Genomic DNA, 21,598 nt, shown 5'->3' with positions numbered 1-21,598 from the left:
TAACAATTAACCAAATTCAGCTTGCAAAGCATCATCATAATCATCAGCAATAGTAGCAACAACTGTAATGGCACGAGAAATTTCCCCTGGCGATAACTCCGCTAAAGTGCGAGTAGATACTACCACAATTTGACTATCAACAATTGCAAAATGAGATTCATAAGTTGAGAGCCAGTTCATTTCTAACAACTTCCGCATTAACAGTGGTTCATTCTTCGCAGGTAGCGGCAGTACAGCAGCCCAAACAGTCAAAGAGTCATTCTCAGTTTCCCCTGTAAGTTGCACAAAAACCTCAACACTACCGTACTTAAATTGCCAACGATGACCTCCTGTTTCGTTTTGACCCACCATCACTTTTTGATCGACGGCCATACCAGCAATAACAGTTTCAATTTCTTCTACATAGCTGATTGTCGTTGCATCCGAGATCGATTCATTAGTGATAATATCCGAACTGGAAAGGCTTTCAGTAGAAACAGTTTGTACATTAGAATCGGTGGTAGTCATAAAATTGTGTGGTTTATTGTTTTGAATTATATCTACTAATAGTATCGCTTCTGAGCATCCTTCTTGCCACCTTAAGTAACGCCGTCCCCTGAACGGTCAAGAAACCGCCTAGGGGCGGCGTTACGTAATGATTGCGAACTATGCGGTTTTTTTGCTCCCTTTATTCTCAATCCCCTTCATACCGTTAAGGAACATTGGCACGAATTTTTCCATAAATGACTGCGGATCGCGCTCCCAAGCCCTTTGAGCCACGTCAATTCGCGTCATTTGCAGCTCAGGTGATAGCAATGCCTGTGGTAGATGCTCCATCAGGTATTGAGGGCGTTCCCACATTGGCATCGTATTAGCGATATCTACGAGGTTGCTGACACGGCGGAGTTCGGCACCCAGCATGATATCCATTCCTGACTCAAAAGCAGCTTGTTCGATCGCCACATACTTACGTCTTGCTTGTTCTACCTTCTGGCGATGTTCTGGGCTTTGGGCAGCGATTTGGGCTAGCCAACGGTTTCCCCAGCGGACGTGCCCTGCTTCTTCTGGAAAAATCTTTTCGATGGTTTCGCGGATTTTGATGTTTTCTTCCGTCTGGGGAGCTTTTTTGAGGGCGTGGATATGGGCTGAAAAGTATTCGCAGCCACGCTTTTCGGTGACGTTAATTGCGGCTAGAGAAGAAATTATAAAGTCGTCGCGGTCTTTGGTGGGGTCTTTTTGGTCGCTGTCCAGCAGTCTTTCAAATTCGTTAATATACAATACTCCCGGCGGCCTACCGACACTAACACCTAAATCTATCAGCAACTCTGTGAGCCATGAAGCATGGCGGGCTTCGTCGGAAATGTGGCGGGAAAGGTCGCGCACGAGTTCGGCTGGCTTACCGTCGAGTAGTTCGATTAAATCAGTGAGGTCTTTGCAACTGCGCTGTTCGCTGTAACGGTAGCGGTTGATGGTGATCGTGTGAATTTCGCGATCGCGTACTACCTGCTCTAGAATTTCTCGCGCACCCAAAGCATTACGAAATTTGTGAGGATATGCAACAGTCATTGTTTTATGTTTTTTTGTAAATACACTTTTCAAATTGTAACGCAATCTCGAAGAATTAAAAATTAAAAATTAAAAATTAAAAATTAAAACCACTCATAAGAAATACCATAATTGATTGCTAAAACCCTTGCTACGATAGGCTTCTACCTCCTGCCTTAGCCTTACCTACCTCCTGCTATATTTTTCCTTCCCCTATTTAGGCAACGGCTCCAAAATCGGGGCGCTACGGGCTACAACTGCCGAAAATAGAGCCTCATACTGATTCAAAGCTTCCTCAAACCCATAGTGTTCGACAGCATACTTTCTACCTTGCTGACCCAAGGCCTCCACCTGAGCGGGATCGAGATACAACTCTCGAATCGCCTCTGCTAAAGCCTGGGAGTCTTCAGGAGGAACCACAACACCACCGCCACTCTCCAGCACTGCTTTATGCGCCGTACCCGTTTCCGGCACGGAGGCTACAATTGCCCGGCCAGAAGCCAAAATCACTTGGATTTTCGAGGGCATATTAAAGTTAGTTACCCGCAGCTTTTGCACTACCAAACTAACATCAGCAGCCGCCAACATTTGGGGCAATTTTTCTCGTGGCTCAAAGGGCAACAGCAAAACATTAGGAGCCTTATAAGTATCGCAATCCTTCTGCAATTCCCCAAGTGCCGTCGGTTCTCCCACAATTACAAAAGCAATTTCAGGGATATGCTTTAAACGAGCTGCTGCCTTCACAACTGTTTGCAAACCTTGAGTCAGAGCAATATTACCGCAGTAAAGCACAACAAATTTGCCCGTAAGTTGGTGAGCTTCCCGGAAGGGGTTATTTTCCTTGGGTAAAGGCCCAATGAAATTAACATCAACCCAATTAGGAATACAAACAATTTTATTAGGAGCTACTCCCTGAGAAAGTAATTTTTCCACAAATCCATCAGCAATCACGCTAATCTGAGTAGCTGTGCGGTAAGCAAATTTTTCCAAAGTGTCAGCAATCCGAATCAGCAGGCTATCTTTTTTCACCAAACCAACGCGCACGGCTGCTTCGGAGACAATATCCTGAACATTGAGAACGATGGGACAGGCGCGAAACCCTCCGTAAAGGGCGACTGGGACGCAAATCGGTAAAGGGGGTACAGTAGAGAAAATTACATCGGGTCGCCAACCGTTGAAAGCTTGAAAGAAACTTGAAGCAACAAAGCTACCATCGAGTAAGAGTCTATCTAGCAGGGTGGGATGGGGCCCGTTGATTCGCACGTAGCTGCGCTGAATTCTGACACCGTTTCTGTCTTCGGTGAGATACCACTTACCTTGATATTGTTCATAAATCCGTCGCTGCGGATAGTTGGGCATACCTGTAACTACCCGAACTTGATGGCCTCGTTTGACTAGACCCTCTGCTAGTTCTGTCATCAAGGGGGCAATGCCTATGGGTTCTGGGTAGTAGTTATAGGAATAGATCAAAATACGCATAATTTTAAGTTTGAAGCAAATGTTTCCTGCCTAATCAACTGAGACAGAGGCACCCTGCTTCCGACTTTCTCTAGACACGGTTGACTCTATAACTAAGATACTGACTAAAATCCACTGTTTGTTATCTTTAATCCGGTTAAAGCCAAATCTATTTGTAGCGTCGCCCTTTGGGCAGTATCATCACCGCCCAGAGGGCGGCGTTACGTAAATAATGCGTAAGTCCTGCTTAAGTTATTGATAGTCACGTTATGCTTTTTCGCATAACTAGGCAATTGCGATCGTCGGGAGTACGGATATAATGAAATTCGTCGGTGAGCTTGTCTATGAACATTAGCCCTCTTCCTCCCTCTGCTTCTAAGGGGTCAGATTGCTCTTTTAAGATAGATTGTAACTTTTCTTTTAGGTTAAATGGTTGACCGCGATCCCAAATTAGAATTTCTAAAGAATTAGCAAATATTTTGATCTCTAATTCAATGGGAGTCTCAGGAGGCAAGTCCTGGTGAGCATGGCGGACAGCATTAGTAAAGCCTTCGTTTAAAATCAATTGGCACTGCCACCATAGCTCTTGAGGGAGTAGGGGAAGTGCTATTTCTTCCAACCATTCCAAAACAGTTGTTAAATCTTTCAGGTTTGTCTCAACCTGAAGATGAGAGTTTGCCCTTAGTCGCTCATCTTTCATTAATCCTATATAATCCTATACAGCGCCGCTGTTTTTATTAAACAGGACTGCTATAGTTTTGAAAATTAATTTCAGATCGTACATCAGGCTCCAGTTTTGTTGATATTTTAAATCAAGGCGGATCACATCTTCAAAGTCACGCACGGAAGAGCGACCGTTAACTTGCCACTCGCCAGTCATGCCCGGTTTGACATCTAAACGTTGCCACTGGGGAACCTCATAGCGCTCAACTTCATCGGGTAGTGGGGGTCTGGTGCCTACGAGACTCATCTCGCCTTTGAGTACGTTCCAAAATTGAGGTAGTTCGTCGAGGCTTGTCTTCCGCAAGATGCGACCTACTCGCGTGATGCGGGGGTCGTTGTCGTTTTTAAACATGGCTCCAGAGGCTTGGTTTTTGATCTGGGATTTGAGCGCTTCGGCGTTGACGCGCATAGAACGGAATTTCCAAATCTTAAACTCCTTTCCCATCCACCCGCAACGGTTTTGCCCAAAGAAGATGGGGCCAGGATTGTCAATTTTAATGGCTATGGCTATTGGTAGGAACAAAATCCCTGTAATTCCTAAACCGACTAAAGCTCCTACTATGTCTATGAGCCGCTTTACCCAAGAGCGTACTGAGGGATGAGTAATCGGTAGCTGATTGTCTTTAGAGTGACGGGTTTCTGTTGGGTTTGCGTTCGGGGCGGGTTGCTCAATGGTCAATACTTGGTCTAGGCTGGTGAGGGCAAATACTGCCATAACTTGCGGGTTGACGCTTCGCAGCACTAGGTTGCTACCCTTTTGTCTGGCTACTTTTAAGTTGCTGACTAGGGCACCGATGCCGCTGCTGTCTATGAATGTGGTTTGGTTAAAATCAAGGATGATTTCACTAGGGATGGGAGTCCCTGAGAAAAGTTGCTGACAGGTGGTCTTAAAGGCTACTGCCTCAAGTACGCTCAAACGAACGGGCAAATGAACGGAGGGAATTTCGCCCTTGTAAGTTACCCGAAAATCTGCCTCTGGGGTTTGGCTGACCATGAAGTCTTGATTCCAAATTTCAAGCTAGTATCTTATATTGCCTATTTTGTCTTAATAGTTCTAAGTAGATCAATATATTGCTGAGAAAATGCGATCGCGCTTAAGGCAAGATGGGTTTTGGCTTGGGTGGGGAACGCGACTTCTGATGTCTCAGGTGTGAGTTTTCAGAGTAATTTTGAAACCTGATGGCTGAAACTTATGCCGTTCCCCAAGCTATTTATAAGTTGTAGACGTTTTCTGATTGTTCGGTTTGGCGATCGCTACTTTTGACTTTGGCTTTGGCTTTGGCTGCACTGCGTTTGAGGGCTTGCAACCGTGCTTCGTATTTGGCTCGCTGCCGCTTTTTGGAGGTTTGCTCCACTAGGGTTTTGAGGGCACTTCCCAGGCTTTTGTAGGCGTTGGGGAGAGTGTAGCCGAAGCGAGTGGCGAGGGCGATCGCTTTTTCGTCGGCTTCTGCTGCTTCTTTGAGGTTTTTGTCTCCATTATTTTTTTGATAGAGTCTCCAACCTGACACGCCGCAGAGGGCTAATGCCAGCAGTAGTAGTAAGCCGTCTTGTACCCACAGTTCGCCGACTGCTCCGCCTAAACCGATGGCGAGGGCTGCCATTTCCCAGCCGTCTTTGGCGATCGTATCGTTTTGAACTCTGGCTACTTCGTGCCAGAATAGCAGATTTCGCTGATCCATTGCGAGTTGTTCCCAGCGGATCAGGTCAATTTGAATCTCTACTTGGTCTTTGCCAATTTCTTCGCTGCGGATCAGGGGTGGATTGACCTCTACGGTCTTTTCTACCGTAACCCAGCTTTGCAGTTCTGGCGGCAGTATGCCTTTCAATCGCCGGATCTCACTCATCTCGGCTCTAGCAGTGGAGGTTGCATAGGATGTCATAGCTCCGGCCCTTGGGAAAATTCAAACGGAAAACAAGCCTCTATACTCTGGAGTATATCGCGCCAAGTGCGTTTAAGAACACTGCGCTGATTAGGATATTCTAAAATATTGTTTGCCTATCTGGGAGATTGTTCTTTCCTGGTTGGGGGGTGGGGCAAAGTTGTTGAGGGCAGTGCCTCGTTCAATCTGCCCAATTTGAGGTATAAAGAGGCGATCGCAATCTCAATGCCTATATCCTAGGGACAATGCACAGTAAGTTACAGGGTTGCCAAGTGATGAAATTTGCCAAACACAATTAGGTTTTGACTGTCAATGAGAAATTTTCTAGTTGATAAATTTCCTCGTTATTTTAAGCCTGTTTTTACTATCGGGACTATCAGGAAAAAACGCTTATTTAGCTTTTTGTTCGCCTTCTTTCTGACTTTGCTGATTGCTAAGGCGATCGAAGCAACACTCGTAGTACAAATTCCCGTCTTCGGTTTCCATGATATTGTCAATATTCAGGATACCAAGAAAAATCTATTATCCCTGCAATCAGAAGTTAAAAGCGACTACTACCAGCAAGACTTAGAAGCTTTTTTAGAAAATTTAGTGCGCGATAAATATTGGTTTATATCTACGCAAGAACTTTACGACTATTATTTAAGTAAACCCCATAAACCGTTACCTCCTGAGCATCGTCATCAAAAAAAGGTAATGATTACTTTCGATGATGGCTATAAAAGTGTCTATACAAATTTATTGCCAATATTAGAAAAGCTTGAAAATAAATATGGAAAAAAAGTTAAAGTAGTTTTATTTATCAATCCTGGATTTATCGGGCGGCGCGGTAAAATTTTAGACAAAGCAAACTGTCAAGAGTTGAGAGAAGGCTTTCAAAAAGGATTTTATGACCTCCAATCTCACGGACTTAACCATGAAAATTTAACTACAATTCCTATTAAAGCTTTAGATCGAGAATTAGGGCAGGCTCAAATTCAATTAAGGAAATGCACTCAAGGCTTAGATCCAAATGGAATTGTTGGCTCTCACATCGCATACCCCTACGGCGCTGTCAATAAAGAGGTTGATAAGTATGTATCGAGATATTATTTATCGGGATATTTATACAATAGCGTAAGTTTAAAATTAGGCTTTTTTGGAGTAAATAGGTATCGCATACCGCGCTTGACTGCCAACAAAAAGCACTCAGTACAAAGGCTGACAACGATGGCAGCCGGAGGCTGGCTACGAGGCTTAATCAGAAGTAAATTTAAAGTGATTGAATAGAGGTTTTATGAGCAATAAAGACATAGTAAAACATAAAGATATTTCTACTTCTGCTATTACTAAACGTGCTGATGCACTAGATGCACTGCGAGGAATTGCTGTTTTAGCAATGGTTTTGTCAGGTACAATTGCCCGCAAGACATTACCTGCTTGGATGTACCACGCCCAAGAACCACCGCCTAGTCATATCTTCAATGCTAAACTAGCTGGATTAACATGGGTCGATCTAGTTTTTCCTTTCTTTTTGTTCGCAATGGGGGCCGCTATACCGCTGGCTTTGTCTCGCCGCATTGCGAAAGGATGGGATACAAAACAAGTGATTTTATCCATCCTACAAAGAGGGTTTTTGTTAGGATCGTTTGCCATATTTCTTCAACATATTCGACCAACTGTCATTAATCCTAATGAGGCAAGTTCGCAAAAATGGTGGCTAGCTTTACAGGGATTTTTAATCCTATTTTTAATGTTTGTCCGTTTACCAAAATCTTGGTTTTCCTGGCTGCGAACAGGAATAACACTTAGTGCTTGGACTTTAGGGTTTATATTCGTATCTCATATAACTTATCCAAACGGAAAAGGCTTTTCTTTGGAACGCAGCGATATCATCTTGGTTGTGCTGACAAATATGGCCGTTTTTGGTTCGCTAATTTGGTTATTTACTCGCTCAAATGTGTGGTTACGAGTTGGATTGTTGGGCTTTTTGTTGGCGATGCGGTTGTCTTCTGGTTCGGAAGGTTGGATTAAATTAATTTGGTCGTCATCTCCTGTACCTTGGATTTTTCAATTTGATTATTTGAAGTATTTGTTTATTGTCATTCCCGGTACCATTGTTGGCGATTTGCTTTGCAGATGGATAGAATATTCGTCGCCTGAAGATGCGAGTCAGTCTAGATGGAATAGCTGGCGATATTTTAGCATAATGATTTTGATGTTGGCAATCAATTTAATTTTGTTAATCGGATTGCAAGCTAGATGGTTATGGCAAACTACATTAGTGACATTCATTCTTTGTTTGTTTGGGTTGATTTTAGTTCTCAAGCCTGGGAATACAACGGAAAATTTACTACATAAACTTTACTCTTGGGGGTTTTATTGGTTGGCTTTGGGATTGTTGCTTGAGCCTTATCAAGGAGGGATTAAGAAAGATTCAGCAACCTTAAGTTACTTTTTTGTGACTACGGGTTTGGCTATTTTTATGTTGATTGCTTTAACAATCTTGGTGAATTTCTTTAAAAAGAAAGCTTGGTTACAAATATTTATTGATAATGGTGTTAATCCGATGATTGGATATGTGGGTTTTGCTAATCTTATCTGGCCAGTTCTGGTTTTAAGTAAATGGGAACCTGTGATTGTAGAGATGAGTGGTACAGACCCAATTAAGGGGTTTTTGAGGGGATTTGCTTACACTTTAATTTTGGCTTTGATTGTGATGGTTTTTAGCAGATTGAAACTATTTTTAAGGACGTGATATAATTAGTAAAGCTTACGTAATTTTAGTGTTTATGATGCGAGCAATATTGTTATGATACCTAATCATCAAAAAGCTTGGCAATTTACCAATTTAAAGGCAATTGAGCAGCGACTTGCTTGGCTGAAAGCACAACCAGATGGAATCGTTTTTTGCGAACCTTCAGGAGTTCACTTTGTTATAGTTAGGAAAGATAAATCTCAGGTGAGATTAGCTTTAGTAGAAAAGATTAATTTGAACACGGATTTAGTACAATCGGTAATAAATTTAAATAATCCACTAGATTTAGTCTCGCCTTACACCCAAGCGATGCTGTTAAGTTTAGTCTGGAAACCTGAACCACAAAAGATTTATATTGCTGGCTTTGGAGGTGGGAGAATCCCTCTAGTTTTACATCACTATTTCCCGGATGCTACGATTGAATGTGCTGATATTGAGTTAACTGCGCCTGTGGTTGCGGAAAAGTTTTTCGGAATACAATTAAATGACAAACTTCAATTGGCAATTCAAGACGGACGGCAGTATATTGAGCAACTAAATCAAGATATTCAGTATGATATAATTATGACTGATGTATTTTTGGGCAGCGGTTATATGCCCCAGGGATTAGGAACAAAGGAATTTTACGAACTTTGCGAGAAACACTTGTCTAGAGATGGAGTTATTGCAGTTAATTTGCTGCAAAGAGATGAGTTTTATGCTGAAAAAGTGAAGACTATCCAAAGTGTATTTGCACAGATATATATATGTCCTTGGAATCAAATTAATAGTATTATTATTGCTACTAATAGTAGTGAAATTGATAAAAATGAAATTATAGCAAGAGCCAATTTTCTACAAGATTATCATCAGTTTTCTTTTTCTTTAGTAGATAGATCCCTTGAAATCAAAGTAGGGGAAGAAATACCTGAAATTGTCCCCAATTTAGAGAAAGCTCAAGTTTTGAAGGATGAGTCACCACCTACAGGCTATTTTGATTCCTGGTTATTTTGATAACTTTATAGCAGTTTTCAATTGAGACAGGGATATTACTTAACAGCTTAGGGATAGAGTTTTAAGGATGAAAATAATTATAAATTTCCTGCGCTAAACGCGGCCCAATCCCAGGAACCTCAGACAGTTGTTGTAGAGTTGCTAAACGAATGTAGTCAACAGAGCGAAAATGTGCTAACAATTGTTTCTGGCGATGATGTCCCAAACCGGGAATTTCATCTAATCGCGATCGCTTCATTCTATCACTTCTTCGATCGCGGTGAAAACTCACAGCAAATCGATGGGCCTCATCGCGCAAACGCCGCAATAATTGCACTCCTGGTTGTTCCGAATCAGTTGGTAAAGGCAAAGATTCTCCGGGCAAAAAAATCTCTTCTCGCTGCTTAGCTAAACTCACAACTCGTAATTCTTCCAGCAAATTCATCTCCCGCAAAACTTCCACAACTGCGGATAATTGACCTTTTCCACCGTCAATCATAATTAAATCTGGTTTGTCAGTTATATCGCTAAATCCCTCTGCTTTTTTCCCTCTTTCTTCTTCTTTCTTCTTTCCAAATCTACGACTAATAACTTCCGCTAAACTAGCAAAGTCATCAGAATGACCGGATTTAACTTCAGGATTTTTAATTTTGTAATGACGGTAGTGTTGTTTCGCTGGCAAACCATCAATAAATACGACGCGAGAAGCCACTGCATCAGAACCTTGAATGTGTGAAATATCATAACCTTCTATACGATGTGGCAACTCTGGCAAATCAAGAATTTCTGCTAAATCTTGCATTGCTTGAGAGTTGCGATCTCCTAATTTTTGCATCCTTGCTAATTCATATTCAGCATTCCGTTCTACCATCTCAATTAATTCTGCCTTAGTTTGCCGCTGCGGTGCGACAATACTCACTTTTCGCCCTTTATGACTGCTTAACCAATCTGCTAGTATCTCTCCCTCTGGTAACTCATACTGCACTAAAATCTCAGCCGGAATTTCCACTGATTCTACATTTTGATAATGTTCTTCTAAGACTCGCTGTAAAATATTTCCGGGTTCTATTTCACCAGGAGAGACACTGGGAATCTCAGCAATAAACCCCAATCTTCCTACTAGCTGACCCGCCCTAATTTGGAATAATTGAATACAAGCGTGTCTTTCATCATTAGCAAGTGCGATCGCATCTCTGGAAACTGTATCATCTGGTAAAGATACTTTTTGATCCGCACTTAAAGACTGTAAACCTTTAATTTGATCGCGAATTCGAGCAGCAGTTTCAAAATTCAAATCTGCCGCCGCCTGTTCCATTTGCGAATGCAAACTTTCAATCAATTCTTGAGTCCTTCCTTGGAAAATCATCGCGACTTTCAGCATCATTTTGCGATATTCTTCAACGGCAATCAACCCTTGACAAACGCCAACGCAGCGACCAATATCGTAGTTAATACAAGGTCTATCTTTAAATAGTGGTTGTGGTCGTTGCCGCAGAGGAAAAATCCGCTTAATTAGATGCAGCGTACTCCGCAATGCACCTGTATCGACGTAGGGGCCATAATAACGATCTTTTTGATTACCAGAAGTGCGTTTGCGGGTAATGAAAATGCGGGGATATTCCTGCGACCAAGTGATGCACAAATAGGGATATTTCTTATCATCTTTCAGCAGGACATTAAAGTATGGTTGATGTTGCTTGACTAGATTAGCTTCTAGTGCTAAAGATTCCGCTTCTGTATCGGTGACAATAAATTCTATTTCGCATACTTGTTGCACCATCATTGCAATGCGCGAACTGATATTTCCACTTTCACGGAAGTAAGATCGAACGCGGGATCTGAGTTTTTTAGATTTGCCGATGTAGAGGATACGATCGCTTTCATCTCGCATCAAATAAACGCCGGGAACTGGGGGAATTTCCTTGAGGCGGCTTTCTAGTCGTTCTGGATCTTTAACTAGGGGTAAGGTTTTAGTGGATGGCATATAAATTTATAATTTAGGAGTTACCTATACCATTATAACTCGGTTATTTGCGGCTAAGTGTATCTATATTAAAAGTAGAATCGTGATGTAAAGAGAACGCTGAGACTGGCGATCGGAAAATAAATTCATTCTTTTCAATCTATCTTTTTCACTACCTCCAAGGCTAACCCTACCACCTCTGCAATTTGCTCATCGCTCAATCCCAACTGTCGTAATTTACCAACCATTTCAATTTTAACTTGATTTATAACGTCCTGGTCGTCAGGAGTCGGAGGCTGACTTTTATCTGGGTGGTGGGTAGTTCTGAGCAAGCATTGATATAGTTAATTGTATTGCTATTTCCATCAATATTATTACTATTATTTAAAGCAACTTTTATAATTGATTGCCGTTTTAGGACAGATTTAAGATTACGTTTATCCACTGATTCGCCAAAAACATCAGATAACATTTGCAAAAGCTTGTAACCGACATCCTTAGCATGACCCGCAGTACAACCATAACTCTCTGCGATATCAGAATACTTTTGTCGTTTCAGTATTCCCTCGATAATTCCACGTTGCAAGTCATTTAAACGCTTGCCTGTCTTAGCGCATACCACTTCATCTACAAATTGCAAGATATTGGCAGTGTCCATCAGTAGGGGTGTCAGAGAACTATAGTTAGTATAGCCGACTTTATCCGTCTTTATCAGTCTTTTTCCGCCTTGCATCCTAATCTTAGAAATACCCGTCTTTTTCCGTCTTTTTTCCCTTTGCAGTTTTGAGCGATCGGTGTAGGATACGAAAAAGGATAAAAAACTGCGTCAATTAGATAAGAACAGTAATTGTCTGTAAGGATTGTCTTTTTGAGATATTGACGGCGATTTAGCCAGGATTTCTAGGTCTGAGAAAGTTAATATGAAAAAACTAAGTTTATGGGGGCAAAAACTCAGCCTAATTTTGGGAGGAATTCTGGCGGGTATTTTCCTGGGAGAATTAGCGCTTCATCTGGGGGGAATTAAAGGTATAAAAAAGCCTATCGATCCTGTCTCTTTTAATAGTTACAGATTAGACGATCCCGCTGGTTGGTCATTAAAACCGGGTGCATCTTTCGAGTGGCAGGGTGAAGGCGATCGATCGTTCATCAAAGCGAATAAAGATGGTTTACGCGATCGCGAACATACGAAAGAGAAACCACCAAAAATTTTTCGGATCGCGGTGTTGGGAGATTCCTTTGCCGAAGCTTTACAAGTGCCGATGGAAAATACTTTTTGGTGGAAAATGAGAAAGCAACTCAATAAAGAATGTAGTGTTTTAGGCGATCGCAAAGTTGAGGTAATTAACTTTGGAGTTCAGGGCTATGGGACGGATCAAGAACTAATAACTCTGCGCCATAAAGTCTGGCAATATTCTCCCGATTTAGTGATCTTAGCTTTTCTTCCTGGCAACGATATTATTAATAATTCAAAAGAACTTGAATGGTCTAAACGTAAACCTTTTTTCGTCTATAAAAATGGGGAATTAGTTCCAGATATGTCATGGCTGAAGATATCACCAAGAGAACATAATTATTTGGAGTTTTCATCTGTTGATTATCTTCCGACTTGGTTGGTCAATCGTTCACGCATTTTGCGGTTAGTCAGACAAGTGGATTTAAATAATAAGAAACGTCTAGTTGATGCCGCAGAAAAAAAACGCGCCCCTAATAACTTTCAAGAACCTATCGATTTAGTATGGAAAGAGGCTTGGCAAGTGACAGAAGGATTAATTACACTAATGAGTCAGGAAGTCAAGGCAAAAAGTGTATCTATATTAAAAGTAGAATCGCGAAGGTAAAGATAATTCTGAGACTGGCTATGAATTAGGGTATGTTTGAGGTTTTATCTAAGGTAGAAATCAGCGGATAAGCTATAATTGCTGGATCTTCTGTTACCATTACTAATCCATGCTGCAAGGATTGGCACATCAGTAAACGATCAAATGGATCGCGGTGTAGGGGTGGAAGTTTAGCCAACTGAGCCACGCTTTCTTCGTCTATAGGTAAACTAGAAATTAAGTGTCTCTCTCGTTGTTTGGGTAGATAAATTTCAGGAGTTTCGGGCAAGGGAAGTTTGCCAATTTGGTATTTAATCATGGCTTCCCAGACTGACACTACACTGAGATAAACTTCATTGTCGGGAGTGCGAATCGCTTCCCGAAATCTAACTGATAACCGATTATCTCCACTGATAAACCAGAGAAAGATATGGGTATCTAACAACAGTTTCATAGGCTTTCAAATTCATTAATAATATCGTCAGGAAGAGGATCATTAAAGTCATTCAAAACCACAAATTGTCCAGCACATAAACCAAAGGGACGCAATTGCTTAACTGGGAATTTAGACTGAATGGGATTAATTTCGGCTATTGGGCGATCGCCTTGCATAACGACAAGCACATTTCCGGCTTCAAGCAGTTGCAGAAAGCTTTGAAGATCGCGCTCAATGTCATCAACACTAATTGTTATCATAGTATAATACCAATTTTATGATTAATTTTAGAACACTTTGAAGTTGATAATTGGGGAAGTGTGTCACTCTGACTAATTGACTACAAAATCTGCGATAAAAACTTACGAGTCCGTTCTTCCTTCGGGTTTTGAAAAAACTCCTCCGGCGTAGCCTCCTCCACCAATAACCCATCAGCCATCAAGACAATGCGATCGGCAACTTCACGAGCAAAACCAACTTCGTGAGTAACAATTACCATTGTAATCCCCGTGTCAGCTAAACCGCGCATCACGTCCAAAACCTCCCGCACCATCTCAGGATCTAAAGCTGATGTCGGTTCATCAAATAGCATAATTTTAGGCTGCATCGCCAGAGCTCGCGCGATCGCAACTCGTTGCTGCTGACCCCCGGAAAGTTGGCCCGGATACTTATGCGCCTGTGCCAAAATCCCCACTCTTTCTAACAGTTGCATCGCCGCTTCTTCCGCCTGTTTCTTCGGTCGCCGCCGCACCCATACAGGCGCTAACATCACATTTTCTAACACAGAAAGATGAGGAAAAAGATTAAATTGCTGAAACACCATCCCCACTTCCCGACGAATTGCTTCGATGTTACGGAGGTCGTGGGAAAGTTCAATTTGGTCTATAGTAATTTTACCCTGTTGGTATTCTTCCAGAGCATTAAAAGTGCGGATAAAAGTAGATTTTCCCGAACCTGATGGCCCCATCACTACAACGACTTCACCCCGATTTACCGTCATACTAACGCCGCGCAGTACGTGAAATTGACCGTACCATTTGTGGACATTTTCTGCTACGATCGTCGGTTCTTTATTTATTGAGTTTTCTGTGTCTACTGCTGTTGTTTGATTTTCCATAATTTTTATTTTTGACCTACACCTAAAGTTTGCTCTAATTTGCGACTTGCCAATGACATTGAGTAGCAAAATACCCAATAAATAACACCAATAAATACATAAACCTCCGCATAGCGACCAGAATAAGCAGGATTTGCCAAAACGCTTCGAGATATACCTACTAACTCTAATATTCCAAACAGAGAAAGTAGGGAAGTATCTTTAAATAACCCAATGAATTGACCGACAATCGCCGGAATTACTGCTCGTAAAGCTTGGGGTAGTACAATTAATAAAATTACCAGGGGTGTATTTAAACCAAGCGATCGCGCGGCTTCTATCTGTCCGCGCGGTACTGCTTGCAAACCCCCCCGCACATTTTCTGCCAAATAAGCAGCACTAAATAAAGTTAAAGCTGCAATTGCCCTCACTAACCGATCTAACTTTGGAGCACCTGGCGGCAGAAAAAACTGCAACATTACTTGTCCTAAAAATAAAATGCCGATTAATGGTAAACCTCGGACAATTTCAATATATAATATTGAGAAATATTTGACCACTGGCAAACTACTCTGTCGTCCAAGTGCCAGCAATACTCCCAGGGGAAAAGAAAGGGCGATACTAATAACTGCGGCAAATAGAGTTAACATTAACCCTCCCCAGTCATTTGTCGGCACTTCTTTTAAACCTAAACCGCCTTTAATTAACCACAAAATTACAGGAAACGAAAATACCCAACTCAGCGGCAACCAGCGCGTTATTTGAGGATGAATTTGTCTGCCAAAACTATAACTGGCAGCGGCAATAATTATATTTCCTAACAACCATAGACGCGATGTTAAGTCAGTAGGAAAAAGTAATACAGCAGTAATGCTTGCACCTAGCACAATTAATAAAGGGCGATTCCAGAGACTAACTTGCCGATTAAAATTCCCCCAAGTTAAACCACCAAGTAAGGTAATTATTCCCACGATTATCCACAGCCGCCAGTGTAATTCACGGGGAAATCTACCAGCAAAAAATAGCGGTAAGTTTGCCTCAATTACACGCCATTGAGCTTTTGTTGTTACCCAAATCGCAAATCCTTTAAGGAATTGGAAGATAACAATTAAGCAAACTACTGTCAGGAGGCTATTGTACCAGCTACTAAATAAGTTTTTTCGCGCCCAATTCCAAGGCGTAGGCGATTCACTGACTGGTGGTAATAAGGGGGCAGATTCCATCTGGTTTTAGTTGTTAGTTTTGCACTAGGGCGAAGTATTCTGGACTTTATAACTATTTCATTCTACTTACCTTTCTTTGAGTTGCACGCTTCTATTATATAAGTTCATCGCGATAGCAATGCTTAAACTAATGGTAAGATATGTCACCATAATTAGCAACATTACTTCGACTACGCGCCCTGTTTGATTAAATGTAGTGGAGGCGACAAAATATACATCTGGATAGCCAATGGCCACTGCCAAACTAGAATTCTTTGCTAAGTTGAGATACTGACTGGTTAATGGCGGAATAATCACTCGCAAAGCTTGAGGTAAAATCACCAAGCGCATCATTAATCCCGAATTTAATCCCAAAGCTTTTCCTGCTTCCCATTGGCCTTTAGGTACTGATTGAATGCCCGCACGCACAATTTCAGCAATAAAACTGGCAGTATAAAGGGTTAATCCTGTTAGCAATGTGGCAAATTCAGGAGTTAGTTTCAATCCACCTTCTAGTTGTGTCCTTTCTATTACTCTGGGAATATCTAGTGTAAAAGGTGGATTTTTAGTGATAATAAAAGCTATAATTGCTGTTAATAAAATCGCACCTGAAGCCCAGATAAATTGTCTGCCAGCCGCGCCTGTTTCTAGCCTAACACGAGTCCGCCATCGCCACAGCCAAACCGCAGCTAAAATACCAACAGCTAGTAAAATCAACCATAATCCTGTACCTGGATTACCTGCTACCCAAGGGATAGCTATACCAAGATTTGTTAAATAAAATGAGCCTAAAAATGGCGTACTACTTTCGAGTCTTGGTAGTGAAATAAAAACTGCAAAATACCAGAAAAATAATTGCAGTAGCAATGGTGTATTTCGTAAAATCTCGACGTAGATCATTGCTAAATTACGCACTAGCCAGTTGTCGGAAAGTCTGGCAATTCCGACTGTTAGTCCGACAATTGTGGCAGTAATTAAGCCAACAACCATTACCCGAAAAGAATTTACTAAACCTACTAACATCGCTTGAGCAAAACTGTTAGATGGATTATAAGGAATAATGCTCTCACCGATGTCAAAAGATGCTTGGGAACCAAGAAAGTCGAAGCCTAAATTGATGCCTAACTGTCGCAAGTTAGCAGTAAGATTATTCCAAATAACTGCCGCGACGATCGCTACTAAGACAACTGCGAACGCTTGACCAGCAATTTTCCAGAAGCGATCGTCTCGCAACAATTTAGATAAAGCTCTAAAATTAGTTAGTCTTAGCAAATTACGACCCTGGTTATTCATAATTTAGACCAGCATAAGAAATTTTTTTTGTAAGTATATAGTTAATAGTTAACCCTTAACTGTTAACCGTTAACCGTTAACAAAAAGTTGGGTTTCGCTGCGCTGCACCCAACCTACATTCTAAAACTCTAGTAGTTAGCGGCTGTGTTCCGCTTAGCGAAAGGGTGGCGAATAGAGTAAACCGCCATCTTTCCACAACCGATTTTGTCCGCGATCTAGCTTAAGTGTACTGCTCGGGCCGAGATTACGATCGTAAATTTCGCCGTAGTTGCCAACTTTTTTGATAGTGCGGAGTGCAAAATCATTAGGTAGACCCAGACCTTTTCCTAAATCTCCTTCTGTTCCCACCAAACGTTTGATATTAGGGTCTATTGTAGTTGTTGCTAGTTGATCGATGTTTTTAGAATTTACACCTAAATCTTCTGCTTCTATTGTGGCATAAATTATCCATCTTACCGCGTCTGCCCATTTGGAATCTCCACTACTAACGGCGGGGGCTAAAGGTTCCTTTGACATCACCTCAGTTAAAATGATGTGTTCATCTGGATTCGGTAAAATACTGCGTTTCGATACTAATTGAGAGCGATCGGAAGTCACGCCTTGACATCTGCCTTCTTGATAGGTTGCAAAGGTAGCATTGACATCCTCAAACACAACTGGTGTGTATTTTATGCCAAGTTTTCGCATTTGGTCAGACAAGTTTTGTTCGGTACTTGTACCCGTTTGAACGCAGATAGATTTGCCTGTGAAATCTTTTAAAGTTTTGATACCGCTATCTTTTTTGACCATAATGCTCTGGCTGTCATAAAATACGACAGGAGCGAATTCTAGTCCAGTGGAACCGTCGCGGGAAAGCGTCCAAGTGGTATTACGGCTGAGAATGTCAATTTCGCCAGACTGCAAAGCTGTGAACCGCTCTTTAGCGTTAAGATTGCGGTATTCTACTTTTTCTGGATCGTCAAATAATGCGGCTGCGATCGCTCTGCAAATGTCCACATCTAGCCCAGAGTATTTGCCTTTTTCATCGACAAAACTAAACCCTGGTAATTGACCGCTAACGCCGCAAATCAGCTTACCACGACTGATAATTTTATCTAATCGACTCTGAACTTGGGGACTCCCGGAGCTAGTTGTCGCCACTCCTCCCTGTCCTGTTTGTCCAGATGGGCCGCCGCAAGCCGTTAGGGGGGCGGTCATCAGTATTGCTGTGAGTAGCACTGAAGCGCATTTACGCATAGTTTTAGATAATAATGAGCTAGAAATTTCTGAAGCAACAGGTACGATGAGTTCGCTTATGCTTTGTAGAATCGCCTCAAGCTTTTTACCCGTCTTTTAATCTTATAGGTTTTTGAGAGCATTGCGATCGCGGATTGCGAGTAAGTTCTGCCGATCGGGTTAAATTATCATAATTTACGCATCATTGACTAAAAATTGCTTGGAATTACTTCCCTTAGTTCGCGATCGCCCCCATACCTGATGTAAGTTAAACTGTAGCTTCTCTAAACTTACTTCTGTTTAAGAATAAGTATTGTAATATCATCATAAACTCTTTGTTCCCCAATATGGTGCCGAACGTCGCCGATGACAGCATCCCTAATTTCCGAAGTAGAAGCTTCGTAGTTTTGCTTTACTATCTCAATTAGCCGCTCTAAGCCATATTCCATTTTATTGATATCTAAAGCCTCAGTAATGCCATCAGTATAGAGTACCACCACATCACCTGAATTCAACTTTACTTCAATAGAAGCCACAGCATCGGCAATATCTTCGACTAAGCCAATCGGAAAACCCAATTCCACTGTATCAATGCGATCGACTTTATCGCTAGAGCGCACGACAATTACCTCTTCGTGTTGACCGCTTAATTTCAAGACGCTATCATTATAGTCTAATAATGCTAGAGTCATATTTTTATCAGAGTTCATCCGCTGTAGATTCTTATAAATTGTCCGATTAAGGAGATCGAAAAAATCTTTTGCATCGACAAATTTAGCCTCTAGTAGCGTTCGTACTGCTGTTTGCACCATCAGCATTAATACTCCACTTTCTAAGCCGTGTCCCGTCACGTCACCGATAGCAATTTTAACGCGATCGCCACACTTGAGAACATCATAGTAGTCACCGCCTATTTGATCCGCAGGTTCCATAAAACCTGCGATTTCTAATCCATCTATTTCTAAAAGTTCCGATTTTTGAGGCAGCATCATTTGCTGAAGGCGGCGCGTTACTTTTAGCTCCACATTCATGCGGAGGTTTTCAGCTTTTAGGCAATCATTTAGCAGATTGATTTCTTGATTATATCTAGCTAATTGGGAATTAGCTTGGCGTACTAAATACATAATATAGATATAAATAGCGCTTGTAGAACCTCCTAAAGCACATAGAGGCGCGACAAAAGGAATCCACCAACCTAGTATAAAAGATAGGTATGAACTTACAACTAAACCACTCGCAGCTACCCCAATAATTGCGACTGTTTTTATGCGAGTGATGCGCCGATTAAATAGTTTTGGAGACTGTAATGCCCAACTGAGAATAGCACCTATAAAAGACCACGCTATAATCCACAGCGATTGTAGTGGTTCAGACCAAACTTGTACCTGGGATCGTCCATCCAGTGCTGCACTCAAAATTTGGCTGGTTAAATTAGCATGAATAATCACTCCCGGCATTCTCTCTGGAAAAGCACTAAATGAACTGCTATAAGGAGTAAAGAAATTATCATTAATGCTGGCGGCAGTTATCCCGATTAAGATAATGCGATTTCGCCCCCAATTTGCAGGCATTTTTCCTTTGAGAACTTGCATCATAGAGAAGGTTTGAAAATGCTTTTGCCTTCCTCTATAATTCATTAGAATTTGGTAGCCGCGATCGTCAGCCCGAATATAACCGCCATCGTTATTTCCAAAAGGAATAAATTTAGCTTTACCCAATTGATAATAGCGTCTGTTTGCATCCAGTTCTTGCAGCTCAATTCCCTCGTTTTCCAAATATTTTAATGCCAGTTTTGCGCCTAAACCCAACTCTGTTTTACCTGATTTAGACTCAATAGAAATCAAACCCCGACGAACTTTGCCATCAGCATCTAATATCAGATCGGAAGCTGCAATCCGATCCAATTTACTTAAAGCTTGAGGTGGATTCACCTCTGGCCCATATCCATCCCCTACTAACTTTTGAACGCCAATCAGGTTGGGAATTGATTTCATCACTTGAATGAGTGCTTGATGACCGGGCTGTACGGGCAAATCCCGATATAAATCCATACCAATAGCGCGAGGTTGCTGTTGGTGAATTTTATCTAAAACTTTTGCTAAAATAGCATCCGGTATTGGCCATTGCCCAATACTTCTAATTGAAGCTTCATCAATAGTAACTACAACAATGCGCGAGTCGGGAAGTTCTGGGGGACGCAGACGGAACCACTGGTCAAGGGCGGCCCATTCTAACATTTGAAATAGTCCAAGAAATCGCAAGGCAATGATGAAAACAGCTACAGACGGAGCACTCACCAGTACCACACGCCAACTACTTAGAAACTGTTTTACCCGATCGGCATTTTTCATTACCAAATGATTAACTTGGGGCTAGGAATCAATTAACTAAAGGTGTGTGGCTAAGTTCAGCTAAGCCGACAGATTCGAGAAGTTGCCCCCATTCAGCCGCAATGCTAGGATCGCTAGGGCGCGATCGCTTTAATTCCGCTAATGTTGCTACAGTGTCATACCAAAATCCATTTTGAGCATAAAGCTTTGCTTTTTGGAGTCCATCTGCACTCTCTAGCTGACTGCTGAGAATAGGGCTCAAAGAGGCGCGTTGCAACGATCCTCCTACCACCATATCCCGCTGTCGATTAGCTGGATCGCAAACGATCGCAACATTCCATTTATACTGCTTGCCGATCGCCATTGGCTGTACGCTGCTGGGCACTTTAAAACTAAAAATTCCCGGCGTATTATTGAGCGTAACAGTAGTTTGGTAAACGGCGTTGGCATTTTCATCCCACAAAACAAACTCGGCTTGTACAGATTCAGATGTAGGAACCTTAACGAGTACCGTCGGATAAGCGGCGGCGGTGAGTTCCCCATCTGTAGCTGGAATTAAGGCGGCGATCGCGCCTTTAGGCCCCCCACCCAATGATGCCACTCCAGTTGCAGAACATAAGCCTCGCGATGCGCCTCCTGCGGTTTGATCGGGGCTACCCTTGGGTTGGAATGTAACGCCTACAACGGGTGCGATCGGCAACAGCGCCAGTCCCCCCAGCAGAGGTACTGCTAATAGGGACAAAAAGGATTGAGATAATTTTTGCATATTCATAGCTAAATACCTTAAAAAGTGAAGTCATTTAGGCCAGGGACTTGCGACGAGTCTTAATATCAGCTAACTCTCCTGCAATGCTAGCCTTAGCAGAAAACTGCATCTATCATATATTATCCTCAATTTAGCAGAACTTATACACTTTTCTCGTAACGCCGCCCTCTGGGCGGTAAAAATACC

Annotated in this window: 20 protein-coding genes; 4 read left to right on the top strand and 16 right to left on the bottom strand. The window is 41.9% G+C overall.

The window, feature by feature from the left end:
• Positions 1–6: 6 nt before the first annotated feature.
• The 6 genes from PY364_RS03435 to PY364_RS03410 all read right to left on the bottom strand — a co-directional run bounded on the left by PY364_RS03435 (position 7) and on the right by PY364_RS03410 (position 5,585).
• On the bottom strand, positions 7–507 hold the full coding sequence (locus PY364_RS03435; protein WP_275520610.1) for a YbjN domain-containing protein: 501 nt from the start codon (positions 505–507) through the stop codon (positions 7–9).
• 138 nt (positions 508–645) lie between these two features.
• The gene (locus tag PY364_RS03430; protein WP_275520607.1) at positions 646–1,545 is read right to left on the bottom strand and encodes a ferritin-like domain-containing protein; all 900 of its coding nucleotides are present in this window, start codon (positions 1,543–1,545) and stop codon (positions 646–648) included.
• Positions 1,546–1,737: 192 nt separating this feature from the next.
• A complete protein-coding gene (locus tag PY364_RS03425; protein WP_275520605.1) occupies positions 1,738–3,003 on the bottom strand; it encodes a WcaI family glycosyltransferase in 1,266 nt (421 codons plus the stop codon).
• A gap of 241 nt (positions 3,004–3,244) precedes the next feature.
• On the bottom strand, positions 3,245–3,682 hold the full coding sequence (locus PY364_RS03420) for an ATP-binding protein (protein ID WP_275520602.1): 438 nt from the start codon (positions 3,680–3,682) through the stop codon (positions 3,245–3,247).
• Between the two features lie 15 nt (positions 3,683–3,697).
• The gene (locus tag PY364_RS03415; RefSeq protein ID WP_275520600.1) at positions 3,698–4,699 is read right to left on the bottom strand and encodes an exopolysaccharide biosynthesis polyprenyl glycosylphosphotransferase; all 1,002 of its coding nucleotides are present in this window, start codon (positions 4,697–4,699) and stop codon (positions 3,698–3,700) included.
• A 217-nt stretch (positions 4,700–4,916) separates the two neighbouring features.
• Positions 4,917–5,585, bottom strand: coding sequence for a DUF3318 domain-containing protein (locus tag PY364_RS03410; RefSeq protein WP_275520598.1), 669 nt, complete (start codon positions 5,583–5,585; stop codon positions 4,917–4,919).
• Positions 5,586–5,897: 312 nt separating this feature from the next.
• On the opposite strand from PY364_RS03410, the gene PY364_RS03405 reads away from it, so the two are divergent.
• From PY364_RS03405 to PY364_RS03395, 3 genes are read left to right on the top strand one after another with little or no spacing between them, the layout of a single operon-like run.
• The gene (locus tag PY364_RS03405) at positions 5,898–6,854 is read left to right on the top strand and encodes a polysaccharide deacetylase family protein (protein WP_275520596.1); all 957 of its coding nucleotides are present in this window, start codon (positions 5,898–5,900) and stop codon (positions 6,852–6,854) included.
• 7 nt (positions 6,855–6,861) lie between these two features.
• Positions 6,862–8,322 carry a DUF5009 domain-containing protein gene (locus tag PY364_RS03400; RefSeq protein WP_275520594.1) on the top strand — a complete coding sequence of 487 codons (1,461 nt, stop codon included), beginning with the start codon at positions 6,862–6,864 and terminating at the stop codon, positions 8,320–8,322.
• Positions 8,323–8,376: 54 nt separating this feature from the next.
• Positions 8,377–9,315, top strand: a complete 939-nt coding sequence (locus PY364_RS03395) for a fused MFS/spermidine synthase (RefSeq protein ID WP_275520592.1) — start codon at positions 8,377–8,379, stop codon at positions 9,313–9,315.
• Between the two features lie 61 nt (positions 9,316–9,376).
• On the opposite strand, the gene uvrC is transcribed toward PY364_RS03395, so the two are convergent.
• Positions 9,377–11,278, bottom strand: a complete 1,902-nt coding sequence (gene uvrC, locus PY364_RS03390; protein WP_275520590.1) for an excinuclease ABC subunit UvrC — start codon at positions 11,276–11,278, stop codon at positions 9,377–9,379.
• 244 nt (positions 11,279–11,522) lie between these two features.
• Positions 11,523–11,990, bottom strand: a complete 468-nt coding sequence (locus PY364_RS03385) for a hypothetical protein (RefSeq protein WP_343277549.1) — start codon at positions 11,988–11,990, stop codon at positions 11,523–11,525.
• 187 nt (positions 11,991–12,177) lie between these two features.
• Between PY364_RS03385 and PY364_RS03380 the strand changes: the two genes are divergently transcribed.
• A complete protein-coding gene (locus tag PY364_RS03380) occupies positions 12,178–13,095 on the top strand; it encodes an SGNH/GDSL hydrolase family protein (RefSeq protein ID WP_275520588.1) in 918 nt (305 codons plus the stop codon).
• A 25-nt stretch (positions 13,096–13,120) separates the two neighbouring features.
• On the opposite strand, the gene PY364_RS03375 is transcribed toward PY364_RS03380, so the two are convergent.
• The 8 genes from PY364_RS03375 to PY364_RS03340 all read right to left on the bottom strand — a co-directional run bounded on the left by PY364_RS03375 (position 13,121) and on the right by PY364_RS03340 (position 21,418).
• A complete protein-coding gene (locus tag PY364_RS03375) occupies positions 13,121–13,528 on the bottom strand; it encodes a type II toxin-antitoxin system VapC family toxin (protein ID WP_275520585.1) in 408 nt (135 codons plus the stop codon).
• On the bottom strand, positions 13,525–13,770 hold the full coding sequence (locus PY364_RS03370; RefSeq protein ID WP_275520583.1) for a type II toxin-antitoxin system Phd/YefM family antitoxin: 246 nt from the start codon (positions 13,768–13,770) through the stop codon (positions 13,525–13,527). The genes PY364_RS03375 and PY364_RS03370 overlap by 4 nt, the downstream gene beginning before the upstream one ends.
• 80 nt (positions 13,771–13,850) lie before the next feature.
• Positions 13,851–14,627 (bottom strand): amino acid ABC transporter ATP-binding protein, encoded by a 777-nt coding sequence (locus PY364_RS03365; RefSeq protein ID WP_275520580.1) that lies wholly within the window; start codon positions 14,625–14,627, stop codon positions 13,851–13,853.
• A 5-nt stretch (positions 14,628–14,632) separates the two neighbouring features.
• Complete coding sequence (locus tag PY364_RS03360; RefSeq protein WP_275520577.1) at positions 14,633–15,829, bottom strand: amino acid ABC transporter permease; 1,197 nt, start codon at positions 15,827–15,829, stop codon at positions 14,633–14,635.
• A 66-nt stretch (positions 15,830–15,895) separates the two neighbouring features.
• Complete coding sequence (locus PY364_RS03355; RefSeq protein WP_275520575.1) at positions 15,896–17,101, bottom strand: ABC transporter permease subunit; 1,206 nt, start codon at positions 17,099–17,101, stop codon at positions 15,896–15,898.
• 153 nt (positions 17,102–17,254) lie between these two features.
• Positions 17,255–18,337 carry an amino acid ABC transporter substrate-binding protein gene (locus PY364_RS03350; protein WP_275520573.1) on the bottom strand — a complete coding sequence of 361 codons (1,083 nt, stop codon included), beginning with the start codon at positions 18,335–18,337 and terminating at the stop codon, positions 17,255–17,257.
• A 269-nt stretch (positions 18,338–18,606) separates the two neighbouring features.
• A complete protein-coding gene (locus PY364_RS03345; protein ID WP_275520570.1) occupies positions 18,607–20,667 on the bottom strand; it encodes a CHASE2 domain-containing protein in 2,061 nt (686 codons plus the stop codon).
• A 28-nt stretch (positions 20,668–20,695) separates the two neighbouring features.
• The gene (locus tag PY364_RS03340) at positions 20,696–21,418 is read right to left on the bottom strand and encodes a DUF928 domain-containing protein (protein ID WP_275520568.1); all 723 of its coding nucleotides are present in this window, start codon (positions 21,416–21,418) and stop codon (positions 20,696–20,698) included.
• Between the last annotated feature and the right edge of the window lie 180 nt (positions 21,419–21,598).

Origin of the sequence: Kamptonema sp. UHCC 0994 (assembly GCF_029167235.1) — a bacterium.
Taxonomy (GTDB): domain Bacteria; phylum Cyanobacteriota; class Cyanobacteriia; order Cyanobacteriales; family Microcoleaceae; genus Kamptonema.
This window is presented reverse-complemented; position numbering and strand designations above follow the sequence as displayed.

What these genes read in the sequence shown, in the direction of transcription:
- PY364_RS03375 (WP_275520585.1), bottom strand. Translation starts at nt 13,528, where the DNA reads ATGAAACTGTTGTTAGATACCCATATCTTTCTCTGGTTTATCAGTGGA.
- PY364_RS03435 (WP_275520610.1), bottom strand. Translation starts at nt 507, where the DNA reads ATGACTACCACCGATTCTAATGTACAAACTGTTTCTACTGAAAGCCTT.
- PY364_RS03365 (WP_275520580.1), bottom strand. Translation starts at nt 14,627, where the DNA reads ATGGAAAATCAAACAACAGCAGTAGACACAGAAAACTCAATAAATAAA.
- PY364_RS03400 (WP_275520594.1), top strand. Translation starts at nt 6,862, where the DNA reads ATGAGCAATAAAGACATAGTAAAACATAAAGATATTTCTACTTCTGCT.
- PY364_RS03395 (WP_275520592.1), top strand. Translation starts at nt 8,377, where the DNA reads ATGATACCTAATCATCAAAAAGCTTGGCAATTTACCAATTTAAAGGCA.
- PY364_RS03355 (WP_275520575.1), bottom strand. Translation starts at nt 17,101, where the DNA reads ATGAATAACCAGGGTCGTAATTTGCTAAGACTAACTAATTTTAGAGCT.
- PY364_RS03405 (WP_275520596.1), top strand. Translation starts at nt 5,898, where the DNA reads ATGAGAAATTTTCTAGTTGATAAATTTCCTCGTTATTTTAAGCCTGTT.
- PY364_RS03425 (WP_275520605.1), bottom strand. Translation starts at nt 3,003, where the DNA reads ATGCGTATTTTGATCTATTCCTATAACTACTACCCAGAACCCATAGGC.
- PY364_RS03380 (WP_275520588.1), top strand. Translation starts at nt 12,178, where the DNA reads ATGAAAAAACTAAGTTTATGGGGGCAAAAACTCAGCCTAATTTTGGGA.
- PY364_RS03360 (WP_275520577.1), bottom strand. Translation starts at nt 15,829, where the DNA reads ATGGAATCTGCCCCCTTATTACCACCAGTCAGTGAATCGCCTACGCCT.
- PY364_RS03370 (WP_275520583.1), bottom strand. Translation starts at nt 13,770, where the DNA reads ATGATAACAATTAGTGTTGATGACATTGAGCGCGATCTTCAAAGCTTT.
- PY364_RS03345 (WP_275520570.1), bottom strand. Translation starts at nt 20,667, where the DNA reads ATGAAAAATGCCGATCGGGTAAAACAGTTTCTAAGTAGTTGGCGTGTG.
- PY364_RS03350 (WP_275520573.1), bottom strand. Translation starts at nt 18,337, where the DNA reads ATGCGTAAATGCGCTTCAGTGCTACTCACAGCAATACTGATGACCGCC.
- PY364_RS03430 (WP_275520607.1), bottom strand. Translation starts at nt 1,545, where the DNA reads ATGACTGTTGCATATCCTCACAAATTTCGTAATGCTTTGGGTGCGCGA.
- PY364_RS03340 (WP_275520568.1), bottom strand. Translation starts at nt 21,418, where the DNA reads ATGAATATGCAAAAATTATCTCAATCCTTTTTGTCCCTATTAGCAGTA.
- PY364_RS03410 (WP_275520598.1), bottom strand. Translation starts at nt 5,585, where the DNA reads ATGACATCCTATGCAACCTCCACTGCTAGAGCCGAGATGAGTGAGATC.
- uvrC (WP_275520590.1), bottom strand. Translation starts at nt 11,278, where the DNA reads ATGCCATCCACTAAAACCTTACCCCTAGTTAAAGATCCAGAACGACTA.
- PY364_RS03415 (WP_275520600.1), bottom strand. Translation starts at nt 4,699, where the DNA reads ATGGTCAGCCAAACCCCAGAGGCAGATTTTCGGGTAACTTACAAGGGC.
- PY364_RS03385 (WP_343277549.1), bottom strand. Translation starts at nt 11,990, where the DNA reads ATGCAAGGCGGAAAAAGACTGATAAAGACGGATAAAGTCGGCTATACT.
- PY364_RS03420 (WP_275520602.1), bottom strand. Translation starts at nt 3,682, where the DNA reads ATGAAAGATGAGCGACTAAGGGCAAACTCTCATCTTCAGGTTGAGACA.